Source organism: Roseibium sp. (genome assembly GCF_050301095.1).
Classification (GTDB): Bacteria; Pseudomonadota; Alphaproteobacteria; order Rhizobiales; family Stappiaceae; genus Roseibium.
This window is the reverse complement of record NZ_JBNKYW010000193.1, coordinates 1-18,589: the sequence shown is the minus strand read 5'-3', so window position 1 is coordinate 18,589 and position 18,589 is coordinate 1. Positions and strand designations below refer to the sequence as shown.

18 protein-coding genes are annotated in these 18,589 nt (G+C 61.4%); 7 read left to right on the top strand and 11 right to left on the bottom strand.

The genetic code is table 11. The features are described from left to right. Nucleotides 1–894, top strand: a complete 894-nt coding sequence (locus ACQY7U_RS17660) for a DMT family transporter (protein ID WP_428647122.1) — start codon at nt 1–3, stop codon at nt 892–894. A gap of 153 nt (nt 895–1,047) precedes the next feature. Then, complete coding sequence (locus ACQY7U_RS17655) at nt 1,048–2,763, top strand: methyl-accepting chemotaxis protein (RefSeq protein WP_428647119.1); 1,716 nt, start codon at nt 1,048–1,050, stop codon at nt 2,761–2,763. A gap of 73 nt (nt 2,764–2,836) precedes the next feature. On the opposite strand, the gene ACQY7U_RS17650 is transcribed toward ACQY7U_RS17655, so the two are convergent. After that, a complete protein-coding gene (locus ACQY7U_RS17650) occupies nt 2,837–3,613 on the bottom strand; it encodes a methyltransferase domain-containing protein (protein ID WP_428647116.1) in 777 nt (258 codons plus the stop codon). Nucleotides 3,614–3,717: 104 nt separating this feature from the next. On the opposite strand from ACQY7U_RS17650, the gene ACQY7U_RS17645 reads away from it, so the two are divergent. Then, nucleotides 3,718–4,122: a RidA family protein gene (locus tag ACQY7U_RS17645; RefSeq protein ID WP_428647113.1), complete on the top strand. Its 405-nt coding sequence runs from the start codon at nt 3,718–3,720 to the stop codon at nt 4,120–4,122. A 95-nt stretch (nt 4,123–4,217) separates the two neighbouring features. Here ACQY7U_RS17645 and ACQY7U_RS17640 read toward each other — a convergent pair whose 3' ends face one another. From ACQY7U_RS17640 to ACQY7U_RS17630, 3 genes are read right to left on the bottom strand one after another with little or no spacing between them, the layout of a single operon-like run. Next, entirely contained in the window at nt 4,218–5,240 is a 1,023-nt protein-coding gene (locus ACQY7U_RS17640; RefSeq protein WP_428647169.1) for a substrate-binding domain-containing protein, read from the bottom strand. Between the two features lie 57 nt (nt 5,241–5,297). Beyond that, entirely contained in the window at nt 5,298–6,311 is a 1,014-nt protein-coding gene (locus tag ACQY7U_RS17635; RefSeq protein WP_428647111.1) for an ABC transporter permease, read from the bottom strand. Between the two features lie 11 nt (nt 6,312–6,322). Beyond that, a complete protein-coding gene (locus ACQY7U_RS17630; RefSeq protein WP_428647108.1) occupies nt 6,323–7,864 on the bottom strand; it encodes a sugar ABC transporter ATP-binding protein in 1,542 nt (513 codons plus the stop codon). A gap of 134 nt (nt 7,865–7,998) precedes the next feature. Between ACQY7U_RS17630 and mtnK the strand changes: the two genes are divergently transcribed. Genes mtnK through ACQY7U_RS17610 form a run of 4 tightly spaced genes read left to right on the top strand, consistent with a single transcriptional unit; the run spans nt 7,999 to nt 12,044 of the window. Next, on the top strand, nt 7,999–9,261 hold the full coding sequence (gene mtnK / locus ACQY7U_RS17625; RefSeq protein ID WP_428647105.1) for an S-methyl-5-thioribose kinase: 1,263 nt from the start codon (nt 7,999–8,001) through the stop codon (nt 9,259–9,261). Next, nucleotides 9,258–10,367: an S-methyl-5-thioribose-1-phosphate isomerase gene (gene mtnA / locus ACQY7U_RS17620; RefSeq protein ID WP_428647103.1), complete on the top strand. Its 1,110-nt coding sequence runs from the start codon at nt 9,258–9,260 to the stop codon at nt 10,365–10,367. Before mtnK ends, mtnA begins: the two co-directional genes overlap by 4 nt. Then, nucleotides 10,364–11,383 (top strand): sugar-binding transcriptional regulator, encoded by a 1,020-nt coding sequence (locus ACQY7U_RS17615; RefSeq protein ID WP_428647101.1) that lies wholly within the window; start codon nt 10,364–10,366, stop codon nt 11,381–11,383. Before mtnA ends, ACQY7U_RS17615 begins: the two co-directional genes overlap by 4 nt. Next, the gene (locus tag ACQY7U_RS17610; protein ID WP_428647098.1) at nt 11,376–12,044 is read left to right on the top strand and encodes a class II aldolase/adducin family protein; all 669 of its coding nucleotides are present in this window, start codon (nt 11,376–11,378) and stop codon (nt 12,042–12,044) included. The genes ACQY7U_RS17615 and ACQY7U_RS17610 overlap by 8 nt, the downstream gene beginning before the upstream one ends. A 5-nt stretch (nt 12,045–12,049) precedes the next feature. Here ACQY7U_RS17610 and ACQY7U_RS17605 read toward each other — a convergent pair whose 3' ends face one another. The 7 genes from ACQY7U_RS17605 to ACQY7U_RS17575 form a co-directional block, all read right to left on the bottom strand. After that, entirely contained in the window at nt 12,050–12,562 is a 513-nt protein-coding gene (locus tag ACQY7U_RS17605) for a DinB family protein (RefSeq protein WP_428647096.1), read from the bottom strand. A gap of 23 nt (nt 12,563–12,585) precedes the next feature. Further along, entirely contained in the window at nt 12,586–13,224 is a 639-nt protein-coding gene (locus ACQY7U_RS17600) for a carbonic anhydrase (protein ID WP_428647166.1), read from the bottom strand. Nucleotides 13,225–13,364: 140 nt separating this feature from the next. Continuing rightward, entirely contained in the window at nt 13,365–13,676 is a 312-nt protein-coding gene (locus ACQY7U_RS17595) for a P-II family nitrogen regulator (protein WP_428647094.1), read from the bottom strand. Nucleotides 13,677–13,680: 4 nt separating this feature from the next. Beyond that, a complete protein-coding gene (locus tag ACQY7U_RS17590; RefSeq protein WP_428647092.1) occupies nt 13,681–14,676 on the bottom strand; it encodes a sodium-dependent bicarbonate transport family permease in 996 nt (331 codons plus the stop codon). Between the two features lie 399 nt (nt 14,677–15,075). Continuing rightward, on the bottom strand, nt 15,076–16,341 hold the full coding sequence (locus tag ACQY7U_RS17585) for a DUF2254 domain-containing protein (protein ID WP_428647089.1): 1,266 nt from the start codon (nt 16,339–16,341) through the stop codon (nt 15,076–15,078). Between the two features lie 23 nt (nt 16,342–16,364). Then, the gene (locus ACQY7U_RS17580; RefSeq protein ID WP_428647086.1) at nt 16,365–16,742 is read right to left on the bottom strand and encodes a hypothetical protein; all 378 of its coding nucleotides are present in this window, start codon (nt 16,740–16,742) and stop codon (nt 16,365–16,367) included. A 148-nt stretch (nt 16,743–16,890) separates the two neighbouring features. Next, on the bottom strand, nt 16,891–18,589 hold a 1,699-nt coding region (locus ACQY7U_RS17575), incomplete at its 5' end, for a methylmalonyl-CoA mutase family protein (protein ID WP_428647083.1).

Genomic DNA, 18,589 nt, shown 5'->3' with positions numbered 1-18,589 from the left:
ATGCTTGTCTATGAAGCCGCCGCGCTCGGCGCCGCCGCCCTCTGGGCGATGACCGGACTGCTCTCCACCGCCCCGGCCCAGCACTTGGGCGCGATCGCCTTCAACTGCACGCGCATGGTACTGGTGGCACTCATGCTGACGGCCTGGGTGGCCCTGACCACCGGTTGGGACTCCATCCAGGAAGCGTATCTCGTGCCGCTTGTCCTCTCCGGTTTCATCGGCATTTTCATGGGGGACACCGCGCTGTTCCTCACGCTGAACCGCATGGGTCCGCGCCGCACCGCCATGCTGTTTTCCTTGAACGCCCCCATGTCCGCGATCTTGGGGTGGATGCTTCTGGACGAGCATCTTTCCGCCCCCCAGCTCGGTGGCATAGGTCTGATCTTTCTTGGCGTTCTGCTCGCCATCCGCTTCGGCAAGCGCAAGTCCCAGCTTCACAAGTGGGAGAGCATCAAGGGGCCGGTCTGGGTCGGCATTCTGCTCGGCCTTGCCGCCGCGCTTTCCCAGTCCGTCGGCTCGCTTATTGCCCGGCCGATCATGGAAAGTGGCGCCGATCCGGTTGCCGCTTCAACTGTCCGCGTCGGTGTCGCCGCCCTCGGCCTGCTGCTGCTCACCCGCTTGCCTTTCAGCTGGGTGAAACCGGCCGGGCGCTTCTCGGTCCCGGTTGTCGGCATCATCGCCCTGTCCGGCCTGCTCGGCATGGGGGTCGGCATGACCTTGATCCTGTTTGCCCTGTCGGGGGGCGAAGTCGGCATCGTCGCGACGCTTTCAGCAACCACTCCGGCATTGATCCTGCCGATGATGTGGTGGCGGACACGGGAAGCACCGGCACTCGGCGCCTGGGCCGGCGCCGCGCTGGTGATCGCCGGCAGCACACTGCTGTTTGCGAGCTGAGAGATCAGGGCAGGCGCCGCATTGCCAGACAAGAAAAAAGTCTCTCAAGATCTAAGTCGGCAACCCTAAGTATATTTTCGAATAAAACAGCCGTTTCCTTTATTTTTACCGCGAATCATTAAGCTCCCCCGCGAGAGACATCTGGGGGATGAAATGAAAAATATTCTCAAGCGGTTAAGCGTCACCTCAACCCTGGCGATTATTTCAACCGGCTTACTGGCGGTGTCCATGTTCGTGGTCGGCCTCATCCTTTATCAGGTTGCCCTGAACCAGGCACAGACCGCGGCGATCAAGAAACAGGACGTGAACTTGCGTGTTGCCGCAACCCTGATGAACGAAAGGGTGGAAGGCACCAAGGTCACCTGGAACGCATCCGGCAACGTGGCGAAGATCGAACTTGCCGGCATTCCGGAATTCACCAATCACGACATGATCGACGCGATCGGGCGCATGACAGGCGAGACCGCCACTGTTTTCGCCTGGGATCCGGAGACCAAGGATTTCTGGCGCAAGTCGACCAACATCATCAAGGGCGACGGCAAGCGCGCCGTCGGCACGCCGCTCGGCCAGAACGGCGCCGTCTACCCTGTCGTCACCAGCGGCAAGACATACCTGGGACAGGCAACCATCCTCGGCAAGGATTACTACACCGTCTATCAGCCGATCTTCTCCTCCGGGAACGACATCATCGGCATCCTCTACGCCGGTGTTGAAAAGGCCGCTGTCCAGGCCAATGTCTCCGAGCTCATGAGCCGGTATGTCCTCTGGGCATTGCCGGTGGTGCTTGTCTCCGTCATCCTGCTGATCCTTGCCATCAGGCGCCAGCTGCGTCCGGTGACGCAACTGGCGGAAATCACCGGCCAGATCGCCCAGGACCAGCTGGACGTCGAGGTTCCCTTCGAGGACCGCACGGACCAGATCGGCACGCTGGCAAAGGCCGTCAGCACCCTCAGGAACCGGTCCGTGGAACGCCTGGAACTTGCCGAGCAGCAGCGCCAGTCGGAAGAGCAGGCCGTTGGACGCCAGAACACGGTGCAGGACCTGATCACCTCCTTCCGCAACAATGTCTCCGATGTGCTGAGTTCGGTGAACGAAACCGTGGAGGGACTGGAAACGACGGCAGGGCGCCTGTCGGGACTTTCCGGAGAAAGCGCTTCGAGCGCTGTCGAGACCCTGAACTCCGCGGACGATGCCACATCAAGCGTTCAGACCGTGGCAAGCGCCGCCGAAGAACTGTCGGCCTCGATCGACGAGATTTCGCGCCAGGTGGCCCAGACGACCGATGTGGTTGCCCGCGCAACGGAAGGTACCCGGATCACCAACGAGAAGGTCGAGGGACTGGCGGCTTCCGCCTCCAAGATCGGCGAGGTGGTCACGCTCATCCAGGCGATCGCCGAACAGACCAACCTTTTGGCCCTCAATGCCACCATCGAGGCCGCGCGCGCCGGCGAAGCCGGCAAGGGTTTTGCGGTCGTTGCGGCGGAAGTGAAGGAGCTGGCAACACAGACCTCCAAGGCCACCGAGGAAATCAGCGGCCAGATTTCGGCCATCCAGGACGCCACCAAGGATTCGGTCAGCGCCATTGCGGAAATCACCACGATCATGGAAGAGGTGAATTCCTATACGGCCACCATCGCAGCAGCCGTCAGCCAGCAGGGCTCGGCAACCGGCGAGATCTCCGTCAATGCCCAGAAGGCGGCGGAAGGCACCACCTTTGTTTCCTCGCGCATGTCGGATCTTTCCGGAACCGTGAACCAGACCTCAGAATCCTCACAGGCGGTTCTGGACGCCTCGGGCCTGCTTGCAACCCGGACGGAAGACCTGAAGCGGGAAGTCGAGCGTTTTCTGAGCGGCGTCGAAGCCGCCTGACGCCGGTCACCGGAACGTCAAAGAGCGCGAGGGGCGATCCGTCCTTCGCGCTCGTCGTTCGTGACCGCCGGTTTCAGGTCTTTCTGGCCGTCATGACGAAATGCGTGAGGGAGAAGAAGAACCTGCCTTCCCGCGCAAGGGTTCTTTGTTCCCGAGTCCAGTCCAGCACGTCCTTCTCATCCATGTCGCCGCTTTTGAGCGCGAAGGCCTCCATCAGGATCAACAGCATGTTGGCCAGCCCGTCCGGCTTCAGGTCGATGTCGCTGCAGACCAGGGGCGTCATTCTTTCGACGGAATAACCCACTTTGCGGGCGACATGAGGCAGTAGCGCAGGCACTGTCCGTTCGGCGAGATGCCTGTCCCATATCTCTATCATTTTCGCCATTCTGGCGGGACTGTCGCTGTGCCAGGCAAGCGTGTCCCAATGCATGTCGCCGATGACCAGCAGCCCGCCCGGACGGAGCGTGCGATGCGCTTCCGCCAATGCGCCGGGCATATCGTCAAGGTACTCGAACACCTGAAGGGAAACCGCCTTGTCCGCGATTGCGGCCTCGACGGGCAGTGCATTGGCATCGCCGGTCAGGATCTCGACATTGGCAAAGTCACCGGTTCTTTCCACCGCCAGCGCCCGCATGCTGTCGCTCGGGTCAACGCCGATGACCCGGCCCGTTTCGCCGACAGCCCGGGCCAGTTCCGCCGTCAATAGGCCGTTGCCGCAACCGATATCCAGGATGGTGTCGCCGGGCCTCGGGTTGAGAGCATCAAAAGACGCGCGGCGACGGCGGGATATATCCGCGCCCTGGTAGGCGATTTCCAGAAGACGGCTGGTCTTTTCGTTGAATTGCAACATTTACCCCTCCCAAGATCACCCTCGACACCTAATGAAACAGATCGCTCAACTTGGTCAATTCGGTTACCCTGACTTTTGTTCTTAATACCATCCGGGGCACCTTCATGAAATTCGACCGTGAACTCATTTCAAACGGCAACCCGATGGAAGCCGTTGTCGGCTTCAGCCGAGCTGTCAGGGTCGGCCCCTTCATCTCCGTTGGCGGCACCGCACCGGTTGGAGCTGATGGAAAAACGGTGGGTGTGGGCGACGTCGCGGCCCAAACGCGGCAGTGCATCGAAGTCATCAAGGCGGCGCTGGAACAGGCCGGCTCCGGCCTCCACGACGTTGTCAGGACACGGGTCATCTTGACCGATATCGACAACTGGAAAGCTGCCATTGACGTGCGCAAGGAGTATTTCAGGGATGTCCGCCCCGTGGACACGATCATGGCGATCGAGCGTTTCGTGAACCCCGAATGGCTCGTGGAGCTGGAAGCGGATGCGATCATTCAGGATTGGCAAGGATAGCAGTCCCACCGCCCTCGTCCGTTCGCTCACCTGCCGGCCAAACAAAAAACCCGGCGCGCAAGCGCCGGGTTTTTCTGCATTGTCTGTTAGTTTTCTCAGCGGGCCGGAAGCGGGATCCACTCGGCCATGGAGACATCGGCATGCTGGAATTGCGGCATCTTCTTGCCGAGATCTTCCATGTTCTTCACGTCCTGCTCGTTGAGGAAGTCCTGCGTGATCAGGGTCGGCGGCACGATGACCTGCTTGCCCGGATCCTCACCGGCCAGCATCAGCGCCAGCGTGCGCACGCTGACTTCGCCGACCACGGCCGGGTTGGTGGCGACCGTCGCCGCCCAGGCTGAATCCGGCTCGCGCATGGCGGAGATGTCGGCGGTGGAAACGTCGGCGGAATAGATGTCGACGTCCTGGTTGAGACCGGCCTCGTCAACAGCGATCTTCACGCCCTTGGCGAACTCGTCGTAGGGAGCAAAGACGACGTTGATGGTCGGGTTGGCCTGCAGCACCGAACGGGCCTGGTTGGCGACCGAGTTGGCGATCGGGTTGTCGAGCGTGCCGAACATGGCCGCTTCCGTGATGCCCGGGTTGGCCTTCTTGACCTCTTCCCAGGCCGTGTTGCGGCGGTCGAGCGGCGCGATGCCCGGAACATAGACATAGCCGGCGGTGAAGCTGTCACCGTTGTCCTTGATGGCCTGTTCCAGCGCCAGCTTGCCGAGCAGGTAGTCCGACTGCTCGACCTGCGGAATCGCGTCGTTCTCGACGTTGACATCGAAGGCAACGACCTTGATGCCCGCATCGACGGCGCGCTGCGCGGCCGGCTTCATGGATTCGGTCAGGCCGTGCTGGATGATGATGCCGTCGACACCGAGTGCGATGGCCTGGTCCACCATGTCCGCCTGCAGGGCCGCATCCTGACGGCTGTCGAGTACGCGCAGGTCGACGCCGAGGGCGGCCGCCTGCTTTTCAACACCCGACAGGTAGGACTGGAAGAAGTCGCCGGTCGACAGGTAACGCACCAGGGCGATCTTCACTTCTTCCGGCTTGTCGAACGGAGCCGGCATGTCGGCCGCCATCGCGGCACCGCCGGAGATCCCAATACCGGCGGCGACCGCCAGTTTCATGAATTCACGTCTCAGCATAATGCTTCCTCCCAAAAGAACGGCGCCCTTTCCAAGGCGTCACGCGGTTCTCCTGCCGCCGCGGCGCGAAGACAGGTAGAAAGTGAAAACGAGGGCAGCGACGAGCACGGCGCCCTTGACGAAATCCTGCATGTAGTAGGGGGCGTTCATCATGGTGAGCCCCTGCAGGAGAATGCCGACAAAGAGCGCCCCGGCCGCCGTGCCGAAGGCATTCGGACGGGCAGCGCCCAGAACCGCGAAACCGATCAGGGCGGCTGCAACGCTGTCGAGCAGAAGATTGTTGCCGGAGGCGATGTCACCACGGCCGAGACGGGCAGCCAGCAGAATTCCGCCGACGGAGGCCATCATGCCGGAGATCATGTAGGCCACGATCTTGTAGCGGTGCACGTTGGTGCCGACCAGCGAGGCGGCCCGTTCGTTCGAACCGATGGCATACATCAGCCGGCCATGGCGGGTGTAACCGAGGAACAGCCAGATCAGCAGCGCGATCAGCAGGAACACCACCACGGGGACCGGCAGCAGGCGGTCGAGGAGCAGATCGAACCGGTGACGGCCGAGCCACAGGAAGGCAGCCGAGAAGGTGCCTTCAGCAACGGAACCGTCCGGCAGGTTCATGCCGGTGGCAATCGAGTTGCCCTGCGTCGGGATGCGCTGCAGGCCGATCAGCAGGAACATCATGCCGAGCGTCGCCAGCAGGTCGGGCACCCGCATCTTCACGATCAGGAACCCGTTGATCAGGCCGACAACGGCGCCCATCACGAGACACAGCGCAACGGCAACGAAGGCGGATTGCTCCAGGATCACCATCGAATAGGCCGACAGCATCAGGGCAGATGTCGCAACCGCCCCGATGGACAGGTCGAAACCGCCGACCACCAGGGTGCAGGTGACGCCGAGCGCCAGGATGCCGGTGATGGCGACGGACTGCAGGATGAAGACAGCCGAGCGCGCGCTGGCAAAGCCGCTGGCGTAAAGGCTGAAGTAAAGGGCGAGGCCACCTAGAAGGACGAGGAAGCCGTAACGGATGGCCAGTTCAAGTGCGTTCTTGTTCATGTTTCCGGTTTTCATCCTGCCAGGGCCTGGGGAGAGGTCTCGCCGGCATCCTGCCCGTGGGCAGGGCCGGAGACATCCGCGACAAGGCTGTTCAGGTCGACGTTCTTGTTGACATATTCGCCGGCGATTCCGGCCTCGTGCATGACGACGATACGGTCGGCGATCTCCAGGGCCTCGTCGATTTCCGCCACGAAGACCAGCGTGGCGCGCCCTGCCGCCGTCTGGCGGATGTAGCGGCCGATATCCCGCCGCGCACCGATGTCGACGCCCTGGAAGGGCTCGTCGAGCAGGAGGACACGGGACGCCTGCAGCAGCCAGCGGCCGATCATCACCTTCTGCTGGTTGCCGCCCGACAGGGTGTCGATGCCGTCCTGGTTGGACTGGCACACGACCCCGATCTGGCCGATCATCTCATCGCTCGCCCGCCGCTGCGCCCGCTCGCTCAGGAAAGAGAGCTTGCTGAACGCACCGAGGAAGGGCAGCGTCATGTTGTTGGCGATGTCGAAATCAGGGACCACGGCGTTGACGCCCCGGTCCTTCGGCGACATGAAAACGCCCTTGGAAACCGCATCCCCCGCCCCTTGCGGGCTGTAGGGCTTGCGGTCGAGGAAGAGCTCGCCGGCGACGGCTTCCGCCAGGCCGAAAAGCACTTCCGCCAGCCGGGTCGTGCCACTGCCGAGAAGTCCGGTGAAGGCCACCACCTCGCCTTCACGGCCGGTGAAGTCGATTGCGGGACTGTCTTCGAAAAGCTTGAGCCCCCTGACTTCAAGGATCGGATCGCCCCCTTCGACGGGCTCGATGTCGACCTCGGTCATCTGGTGGCCGAGCATGGCGTTGACCGCGCCGACATAATCCAGCGGTTCGCCTTCGAAGACACCGGAAATGGCACCGTCGCGCATGGAGACGATCCGGTCGGCGACCCGGCGGATGTCGGACATGCGGTGGGATATATAGAGAATGGCAACGCCTTCCGACCGGAGCCGGTCGATCAGGGCGAACAGCCTGTCGGCCTCGGAGGCCGACAGCGAAGACGTCGGCTCGTCAAGAATGAGCAGCTTGGGCGCCCGTGCCATGGCGCGGGCAATCGCGATCATCTGACGGTCAGCGACATCGAGATCCGCCACCCGCGTGCGTACGTCCATGGTCAGACCCATGCCTTCGGCGACCTTCCGGGCCTGCGCGCGCAACTGACGGTCGTTGACGAAGAAATCGGCACCGGGTTCCGTCAGCCGGTCGAGCGTCAGGTTGGTGGCCACGTCGAGGTCGGGAATGACACCGTCGTCGATGGACTGGTGCACCGTGACGACGCCCTTGGAAATGGCATCGGCGGCATCAAGCGGCTTGAAGGGCGCACCGACCAACTCGATCTCGCCGGCATCGGCGAAATGATAGCCGCACAGCACCTTCACCAGCGTCGACTTGCCGGCGCCGTTGGCTCCCATCAGCGCCGTGACCTCACCGGCGCGCAGCTCCAGATCGATGCCTTTCAGCACGTGATTGCGCCCGAAAGACTTCTCCAGCCCGCTCAATTTGCAGGTGATCTCTTGCACCATACCTCCCGAAAACTTGCGAATTCCATGCTCGCTTGACATTGTTACAACATGCAAAATAGTCATTTGTCAACCGTGTTGACTTTTGAATAATCTTGCTCATTATCGGGGCGAATTAGGGAGGATCACTCGCAAAGATGGATACGCCAGTCCAGTACCGGCCCCTGACGCCGGAAGAACTCGGGGCCCGCCTTTCAACGGTTGCGGCTGTCACCGGCCGCATCGGCACCGACCCGGACACCTGGGAGGTCCGCGAAGTCGGCGACGGCAACCTGAACCTGGTTTTCATTGTCGAAGGCCCGGAAGGCACCGTCATCGTCAAGCAGGCCCTGCCCTATGTCCGCCTGGTCGGCGACAGCTGGCCGCTGCCGCTCTACCGTGCCTTCTTCGAAAACCACGCCCTTGTCCGCCAGGCCGCCCGGGCGCCCGGCAGCGTGCCGGAGGTCTTCCATTTCGACGAGGATCAGGCCCTGATCGTGATGGAGTATCTCGCGCCTCACAAGATCCTGCGCCGCAAGCTCATCGACGGCGAGAAGGTCGAGGGCCTTGGAGCGTTCCTGGGTGAATTCTGCGCCCGTACCGCTTTTCGGGGATCGGAACTCTCCATGAAGAGCGCCGACAAGAAGAAGGACGTCGGCCTGTTCGCGGGTAACGTTGAAATTCCGGCGATCACCGAAGCGCTCGTCTTCACCGATCCCTATTACGACGCGGAAATGAACCACCACACGGAAGGTCTTGACCCGGTGGTTCGCGAGCTGCGGGCGAACGGAGTGCTGAAGGCAAAAGCTCAGCGGCTCCTGATGAAATTCGCCTCCAACACCGAAACCATGGTTCATGGCGACCTCCACAGCGGCTCGATCATGGCGACCGGCAGTGACACCCGCGTCATCGACCCGGAATTCGCCCAGTACGGGCCGCTCGGTTTCGATCTCGGCATGTTGATCGCCAACTTCCTGATGGCCTATTTCAGCCAGCCCGCGCACCGCGGCCCCGAAAGTCTGGACGACTATCAGGAATGGATCCTGGAAGTGATAGCCGGCACGCTGTCCGCCTTCGAGGCCGAGTTCAGGCAGCTCTGGAAAACGGAACGTACCGGCATGCTTTACCCTGCGGCCCTTTTCGAGGATCAGGGACAATCGTCCGACTTCGCCCGTGATACACTGCTTGAAGAGATCAGGACCGACGCGTTCGGGTTCTGCGGCATCGAAATGCACCGGCGGACCCTGTCGCTGGCCCACAATGCCGACTTCGAGGAAATCGGGGACAAGACCCTGAAGAGCCGTCTTGAAGCCCGCAACCTGATCATGGGTGCGGACCTCGTTCTCAAGGCACATTCAATCAATACGACCGAAGCGCTTCTGACGCTCGCACGCCAATTCAACAAGAAGGATGTCCTATGAAGGTCAACGGCACCCATTACCGCTCGCTCTGGTGGGATGAGGACAAGGCGGCGCTGCAGATCATCGACCAGCGCTGGCTGCCGCATGAATTCAAGGTCCAGCAGGTCGACACCCTCCAGGATTTCGCCGATGCCATCGTCGAGATGCGCGTCCGCGGCGCACCGCTGATCGGCGCCACCGCCGCCTATGGCATGGCGCTGGCGGCAAAACTCGATTCGTCCGACACCCACCTCGACAAGGCCTGGGAGTTCCTGGACAAGACCCGCCCGACGGCGATCAACCTGCGTTGGGCGCTCAACCGCTGCCGCAATCACCTGAAGCAGTTGCCGGAGGCGGACCGTGCCGCCGAGGCCCTCAAACTCGCTCATGAGATTGCCGACGAGGACGTCGAGATCAACCGCTCCATCGGCCAGAACGGTCTGGAGATCATCCGCAGGATCGCTGCCACCAAGAAGGATGGCGAACCCGTTCGCATCCTGACCCATTGCAACGCCGGCTGGATCGCAACCGTCGACTGGGGCACGGCCACCAGCCCGATGTATCAGGCCCACGACGCCGGCATTCCGATCCATGTCTGGGTGGACGAGACCCGGCCGCGCAACCAGGGCGCCCTTACGTCCTGGGAACTCGGCAGCCACGGCATTCCGCACACCTACATCACCGACAATGCCGGCGGCCATCTGATGCAGCACGGGCAGGTGGACATGGTGATCGTCGGCACCGACCGCACCACACGGCGCGGCGATGTCTGCAACAAGATCGGCACCTATCTGAAGGCGCTGGCGGCCAAGGCCAACAACGTGCCCTTCTACGTTGCCCTGCCTTCGCCGACCATCGACTGGACGGTCGATGACGGGGTTGCCGAAATCCCGATCGAGGAACGCCAGGAACGGGAAGTCACCCACATCCAGGGTCTGACCGACGACGGCAGCATCGGCGTGGTTCAGGTGACGCCGGTCGGCACGCCAGGCGGCAATCCGGCCTTCGACGTGACGCCGAACCACCTGGTGACCGGCCTCATCACCGAACGCGGTGTCTGCGAGGCAAGTCCTGAAGGCCTTGCCGCCCTCTTCCCCGATCTCAGCAAGATCGCAAAGAGCGCATGACGCCGGGTCCGGCCAAATCCCGCTCCGGTGGCGCAAAGGCGGCGGCCCAAAGCCCCGCCCCGCGCCCGCGCAGTCAGGACGATGCGATCATCGAGGTCACCTGGTGCTACTACCACGAGGGCATGAACCAGAACGAGATCGCCGAGCGGCTCGGCATCTCGCGGGCGACGGTGGTCAACTATCTCTCCGAAGCCCGCAAGCGCGACTATGTCCGCATCTCGCTGGACACGGACATTTTCCGCAACCATGAGCTCGCCCGCCGGCTGGTGGACCGTTTCGGACTGGCCGATGCGGTCGTCATCCCGTCTTCGACCGCCGGCCCCGAGCAATCGCTCGACCGGGTCACGCGGGTGGTCGCCGACTGGCTGCCTAGCCTTCTGGAACCGGGAGACAGGCTGGGCGTTGCCTGGGGAGAAACGGTCTACAGGGTTGCCGAAGCCGCCCCGCGCATCACCATCGACGATCTGACCGTGGTTCAGCTGGTCGGCTCACGTCCGGCCGCGCTCGGTTTTGCCGCTGAAACCTGTTCAGCCACCCTTGCCCGCCGCTACAGTGCGCACTGCGTCAACCTGCATGTGCCACTGCTCCTCTCGGACAAGGAACTGGTGGACCGGCTGAAACAGGAACCGGTGATCCAGTCGCAACTGCAGGCGGTCGCAGATTGCAACAAGACCATCTTCGCCTGCGGCACCTGCACGGCGGACAGTCATGTCGTCCATACCGGACTTCTCGACCCGGCCGAAATCGGCCCCTGCGCCGACAAGGGCGCCATCGGCGTCATCTGCGGCCGACTGATCGACCAGGACGGCAACGGCCTTGATCGGGACATCGAGGACCGCATGATCGCGGTCACCCTGGACCAGATGCGGAAGAAAGACATGGGTCTGCTTGTCGGATCCGGCCCGAATCGCGCACGGCCCATGCTGGCGGCCATTCGCGGCGGCTATGCCACCCACCTTGCCACCTGCTCCGACACGGCCACCGAACTACTCACTCTGACGGACGAAAATGCTTAAAGCCCCCTATCAGGACACGTCCGAACTGCGGCAGGCCATCATCGATGCCTGCAAGGACATGAACCGCCGCGGCATCAACCAGGGAACCTCCGGAAACATCTCCGCGCGCGCGGGCGGCCGGATGATCATCACGCCCTCCGGCATTCCCTACGACAAGATGACGCCGGACATGCTGGCCTCTTTGCCGATCGACGGCAATGGTGCGCCGGAAGGCCCGTTCCCGCCCTCGACCGAGTGGCAGTTCCATCTGGCCCTCCTGCGAGCGAAACCAGAGATGCATGCGGTGGTGCATGCCCACCCGGTGCACTGCACGGCGCTTGCCATCAACCGGATGGAAATCCCGGCCTGCCACTACATGATTGCCCTTTTCGGCGGCGATACCGTACCACTTGCCGGCTATGAACTGTTCGGCAGCGACGAACTCGCACGGGAAGTCACCGGCGCCATGAAGGAACGCCATGGCTGCCTCATGGCCAATCACGGCGCCGTCGTCGTTGGCGAGACGCTGGAAAAGGGCCTGTGGCGCCTGGAGGAACTGGAAGTTCTGGCCCGCGCCTATATCCTCAGCCGCACCATCGGCACCCCGCATATTCTTTCAGCGGATGAGATCGGCGCAGTGCTGGGCGCGGTGAAGAATTACGGCATGAAGACCGAAGCCTGAGTTCCTCAGGCCTCGGCAATAAGGTCCGGCATGCCCGGCAAGTCGGTAACGCCGATATCGATCCCGGCCTGGGTCAGAAGTGTGGAAACCTGACCCCGGTGGTGGGTCTGGTGATTGAACATGTGCAGGACAAGGAACCAGCGTGGATGCTCGCGGGCGAGGCCATCAGTCGTGCGCACCCATTTCATCGTCTCGGCCAGCCAATCTTCCGTGAGGCCTTTTGAGAACACTGAAATGTCCCCGCACATGGCAAGATGTGCTGCTTTCAGCTCGTCGAAATCATCATAGATGTCGACGCCCATGCCCTTGTGCTCATAGGCCTTCCCGGCAAACCGGCCCATCCAGACACGGTCGGCAAAGAGAAGATGGTTGAGCGTGGAATGAATTGACTTGAAGAACGCCCCGCGGTCTTCCTTCCGCTCCGCATCGCTCAGTTTTCCGGCCGCGGCATAGGCCTTTTCCGTCATCCAGACGTTATAGGCTGCCATGCGCCGAAAGACCTGAGGCCCGATCTGCATTTGCATCTCTTCATTCACCGCAGTTACTCCACCGCGATCTCTTCGGCACTGCCCGCCGTTTCAAACCGCTGCGTTTCCGGATCCATCACCCTGAGTTCGCCGGAGCCGATATCGAACCAGGAGCCGTGGATCTGCAGCGCGCCCTGCCGGACGGCTTCCTCGATGAAGGGAAAGGTCATCAGGTTTTTCAGGGACTGACGGATCCCTGCGTATTCCATCGCAAGCTGCGGATCGTCGGCCTTGTCGACCGGCATGCAGGCCATCGCGATTGCGGCCGGTTCCAGCAGCTTGATCCATCGGCCGATGAACTGGCCGGTCTCCATGGGGGCGTTGGCATGTTCGCGGAACGCCTTGACGCCGCCGCATTGGCCGTGGCCCATGATGACGATGTGCTTCACCTTGAGCCCGTTGACGGCGAATTCGATCGCCGCGCTGGTGCCATGCTGGCCTTCGGTATCCTCATAGGGCGGAACAAGGTTGGCAACGTTCCTGACGACAAAAAGTTCGCCCGGTCCGACGTTGAAAATTCCCTCGGGCGTCACCCGGCTGTCGCAGCAGGAAATGACCATCACGTCCGGTGTCTGACCGTAAACCGCCAGGCGCTCGTGAGTTTCCTTGTAACGGACGAAACCCTTGCTCAGATAGCGGCCGTAGCCTTCCATGAGATGTGCGGGAAAGTTCAACGGGCAGGTCCCCCAAAATGCGCGGCGCCCAAGGCCCGCTCCAAGTCAGGGAGCTACTTAGCACTTTGCCCTTTCAAATGGAACTTGCCGAAAGAGTGATGTGCCCGGGGCAAAACGCTCTAGAACCTTTCCGCCCGAAGGACACGGCAGTCCGACACCGTGACAACACCGATATGCCGCTCGACAACACTGAAGGCAGCCTCCAGGAGCGCCTCTAGGCGCTCCGGCCGGATGATACACACGATTGCGACCATGCCTCCGGCCCGGGACACCTGCCCTTCCCGGCTCCACCGGCCCGATCGCCCGCTCCCGCCCATCACGGGGAGGATGGTATAACCGGTTACACCAGCGCCATCGAGCGCATCGGTCAGCCGTGTTTCCATCGGCGCTTCAATGATGATTTCGACCCTTTTGGCGTCCTTCATCTCCATGACCTTAACCTCCAATGGCCTGTGCGATGCTCAGATAGAGCGGAATTCCAAGTGTCAGATTGAACGGAAACGTTATTCCGAGCGACATGGTGAGATAGATGGAGGGGTTTGCCTCCGGCAGGGCGACACGCATGGCCGCCGGCACGGCGATATAGGAGGCGGAGGCACTCAAGGTCATCAGAAGCACGGTTCCTCCGCTCGACAACCCCACGAGGGCCGACGCGCCCAGCCCGGCCGCGGCTCCGATCACCGGCATGAGAATTCCGAATGAAATGAGGCCGGGAGTCATCTGGCGGGCACTGGCCCTTAACCCGCGGCCCGCCACCAATCCCATATCGAGCAGGAACAGGCACAGCACCCCCTTGAACGGGGACACGATGAAACTTTCAATTTCCGAAAGTCCTTTCGGCCCGGTCACAAACCCGATTGTGAATGAACCGATCAGCAGAACAATGGAACCGTTGAAGAGAATCTCGCGCCAAAGTCCGTCGGCCGATTGCTGACGTCCTCCCCTTGCGCCGTTGGAAGAAAAGCGTGCCGCCAGCCAGAGGGCCGACAGGATGGCGGGGGCCTCCATGACCGCCGCGACGGCAACCAGATACCCCTCGTTCGCGATCCCCTGGCTTTGCAAGACGGAGGTCGCGGCGACAAATGTCACGATTGAAATGGACCCATAGTGACCGGCGACCGCGGCCGCATCCAGAACGCTGAGCCCGGTCATTACTCTCAGCAGGCCAAAGGCCACGAACGGGATTGCGAAGGACAGGACCCCACCCGCGACAAGCGACCAGAGCAGGGTTGCGTCGACACCGTGCGCACTGACGCTAACACCGCCTTTGAAGCCGATCGCGAACAACAGGTAGATTGAGAGCGCTTTTGCCGCGGCTTCCGGAACCGACAGGTCGGATCGAACCAGCGCCGCCGCCAGACCAAGCGCGAAAAACAGGATGATCGGCGAAAGCAGATTCTGCGCCGCCAATTGAACTATCGTTTCGACCACGGCTCATACCCCGGCAAAGAGACCCCAATGACACATACTTTCACCATCCATATGGGAAAATACGTATTTGAGCCGCGATATGGAGGGGTTCGCCGCAGTATCAAGGGCGATCTTCGAAGTTTCCTGGAAATCTAAACCCTTTGGATAATCACAAGGAATACCCTCAGGTCGCAACGTTCACTTCGTGATGCTCCTTGCCGTCCGCCATGCCTATGAGGACAACACGGACGGCTTTAGGGTTTCGGTCTGATGCGGCAACCATTGGGCACAGCCGAAGTCCAGGTCTTGCAGATGACATGTTCCGCAAGGCGGAAGTTCAATGCCCCGAACAAGATTTCAGCTCCTCCAATCCGTATGCGGTCCGCCTCCCGGCGTGATCCGATATGGGCGGGAAATGCTCTAATTTATTTCAATATTCCTGAGTTGTTGCTTGTCGTATTCCAGATTCAGGGCAATTTCTGCACGTTCAGCTGCAATAGCGGCCTGCTTCCGAGCTGCCTCGCGAAATTCGCTGTTTCCCAGACGGCTGAGCGCCTGCAAAGCCTTGCGGAGACGCACTTGCACTTCAACAACGGCGGCAGCATCACGCGCGATGAGCTGAAAACCGTCTTCAAAGATATCGGACGCATTGATTGGAGGAACGAATATGCGAGGAAACCTCGTTTCTTGTGCGAATTTTTCGCTTCCGTTTCCCCACAGGATGAGCAATCTGGCAATTCTGCCGATCACATCTATCGCAGTACCCGAGTCATTTACGCCTGGCGACAGTGCACGGCAGGCGATCTCGCTCAATACCACAAGCCCGAACCGGGGATCCTGGTCGAAACTGCGTTCCTCTCCGATCGTAATTGCCCGTCTGACATCGACCGCCACGTCCTGCCTGGTCTCCTCCGGGAGGTTGCCGGAATCAGGCACAACGGCAGCCAGCCGGGCATTCTGATAAATGAATGATCCGGGAACAACGTCTAGCAGGATGTCGGCGTTCAGCGTTTTGGCTGCTTCCGATAACTGCTTCATGTCGATGTGTTGAACGTAGCCTGTTCTTTCTGCGAAAACCTCGCATGAATCGTCCGGTACATTTGCATCCTCGGTTCTCGCGCATCCACCAAGAAACGGTTCCTTAAGACGCTGTTTTATGGATGAAAGGGCCGTTTCCTCTACCCGATCCGTCGTTTCGTTCACGCGGCCAAGCCGCGTGAGCTGATCGATCCAGCGAATTAGGGAGATCACGATCAGGATCAGGACAAAGACCGTAACGGCAAACAATACAACTCGGCCCTGAGACGAATATGCCCCGGCTTTTAATGCAACGATACCAACGATGCTGAAGAGAAAGGATCCTATGAAGGTCGACAACACGTTCTGCGTAACCCGATCTTCCGCAAGAAGCCTTGTCGCGCGCGGGGTCACGTTGCTTGTTGCCAAGCCAAACGCGGATGTCATCACGCTCAAGGAAAACGTGGTCACCGTCAGCATGCTCGATGCCAGAATCGTGAGTATGCTGTCGATGGTGTCTGCCGAGACTTCGAAGCCAATTCCGCCGGCGAAAAGCCGTTCAATTAGCGCCGCCAGTCCTACTGCACCGACACCCAGCACCCCAATCAGCGTTGCACGCACCCACAAAAGGCGGGTGAATTGCATCAAGTACCAGTGCCATTTTGACATGCTTTTGGTTACCGGCTCCCGTGTCAGGTCGCCACATTCACTTCGTGATGCTCCGTACCGTCCGCGTGGTCCTCATAGGCATGGCGGATATTGTCCGCCGGACGCCAGTCGACAGGACCGCGCAGGGGATGAACCGGGCCGTGGTCTATTCCGGGCTCCATCACCTGCAGGGCGGCAGCCCGGTAGGCGGCCACGCCGTCCAAAGTGTGGTTTTCGGCATGATGGGCATCAATGAGAACGGCCGGAGTGTCGTCGGACAATCCGGCATCTGCTTCATGGCGCTCTGCGGTTTCACTCTTCTTTCTGCGGTCGTAGCCGGTGCCGTCACCGTCCCGGTCCGCAGGATACTCTGTTGCATGCGCCACGACCTGGGCCGATATCGGCCTTTCAATCGTCGCCATTCCGGCCTCCTGGCCCTCAGAGAATTACCGCCTTCTGGCGGAACCCTCTGATTCTCTCAACAAAGGGTTAACAAAGCTTTACGCGACGTTAAACCCCGAATCACGTCAAGACAACGGCCAATGCAAGCGAAGAAGAGCACACGTTTGTTCAGGCTGCCTGTTCGGCTCTGCTTCCGGCAATCTTCACGACATCTGACATGATGTCGGTCAACTGGAAGTCTTTCGGTGTATAGACCGCAGCAGCTCCCATGGCTCTGAGCTGACCGGCGTCCTCGTCCGGAATGATGCCGCCGACAACAACCGGGATGTCATCCGCGCCGGCTGCGCGCAGACGCTCCATGACATCGCGCACGAGGGCCAGATGCGATCCGGACAGGATTGAGAGCCCGACGACATGGACGTCCTCTTCCACTGCCGCGTTGACGATCTGGGCCGGTGTCAGCCGGATACCTTCATAAACGACTTCCATGCCGCAATCGCGGGCACGGACCGCAATCTGCTCCGCGCCGTTCGAGTGCCCGTCGAGCCCCGGTTTGCCGACCAGGAATTTCAGCCGTCTTCCGAGTTTCTTGGAGACCGCCTCGACATCGGCGCGCACGGCTGCCAGATCCCCGGCGTCGTCGCGGGCTGCCTGCCCCACGCCCGTCGGTGCCCGGTACTCACCGAAGACCTCGCGCAGCGTGCGGCCCCATTCGCCCGTGGTAACGCCCGCCTTGGCCGCCGCAATGGAAGGTTCCATGATGTTGCGGCCTTCGCTCGCAGCCGATTTCAGCTCTGAAAGTGCCGTCTCGACGGCGCGCTCATCGCGTTCCTCGCGCCAGGCCTTTACCTTTTCGACCGCTTCTTCCTCCACATGCTCCGGCACGGTCAGGATACCGCCATCCTCGCCGGATGCGAGCGGAGACGGTTCGCTCTCGATCCACCTGTTGACGCCGACAACGACCTGGTCGCCGGCCTCGATGGCAGCCAGGCGCGCGGAATTGGCTTCCACCAGCTGCCGCTTCATGTAGCTCGAGTCGACCGCCGCGACCGCGCCGCCCATCGCGTCGATCCGGGCCAGTTCCTCGCGCGCTTCCGCTTTCAGCGCTTCGACCTTTGCCGTGATCTCGGTGGAGCCTTCGAAGATGTCTGCATAGTCCAGCAGGTCGGTCTCGTAAGCGACGATCTGCTGCATTCTGAGTGACCATTGCTGGTCGAACGGCCGCGGCAGGCCCAGCGCCTCGTTCCACGCCGGCAGCTGGACCGCGCGGGCGCGGGCGTTCTTCGACAGCACCACGGCCAGCATTTCGATCAGGATACGGTAAACGTTGTTTTCGGGCTGCTGCTCGGTAAGACCGAGCGAATTCACCTGAACGCCGTAGCGGAACCGGCGGTAGCGCTCGTCCTCGACCCCATAGCGTTCCCGGCAGATCTCGTCCCACAGCTCGGTGAAGGCGCGCATCTTGCACATTTCGGTAATGAAGCGCATGCCCGCATTGACGAAGAAGGAGATCCGGCCAACCGCCTTGGGGAAGTCTTCTTCCGGAATAGCCCCGCTCGCCTTCATGGAATCCAGGATGGCAACGGCCGTTGCCAGCGCGAAGGACAGCTCCTGAACCGGCGTCGCGCCCGCTTCCTGCAAATGGTAGGAGCAGACGTTCATCGGGTTCCATTTCGGCATGTTGGAATAGGTCCAGGCGATCACGTCCGTGGTCAGCTTCAGCGACGGCGCCGGAGGAAATACGTAGGTGCCCCGGGACAGGTATTCCTTGATGATGTCGTTCTGCGTCGTGCCCGACAGAAGTGCGCGGTCCGCGCCCTGGCTGTCGGCGGTCGCGACATAGAGCGCCAGCAGCCACGGCGCCGTC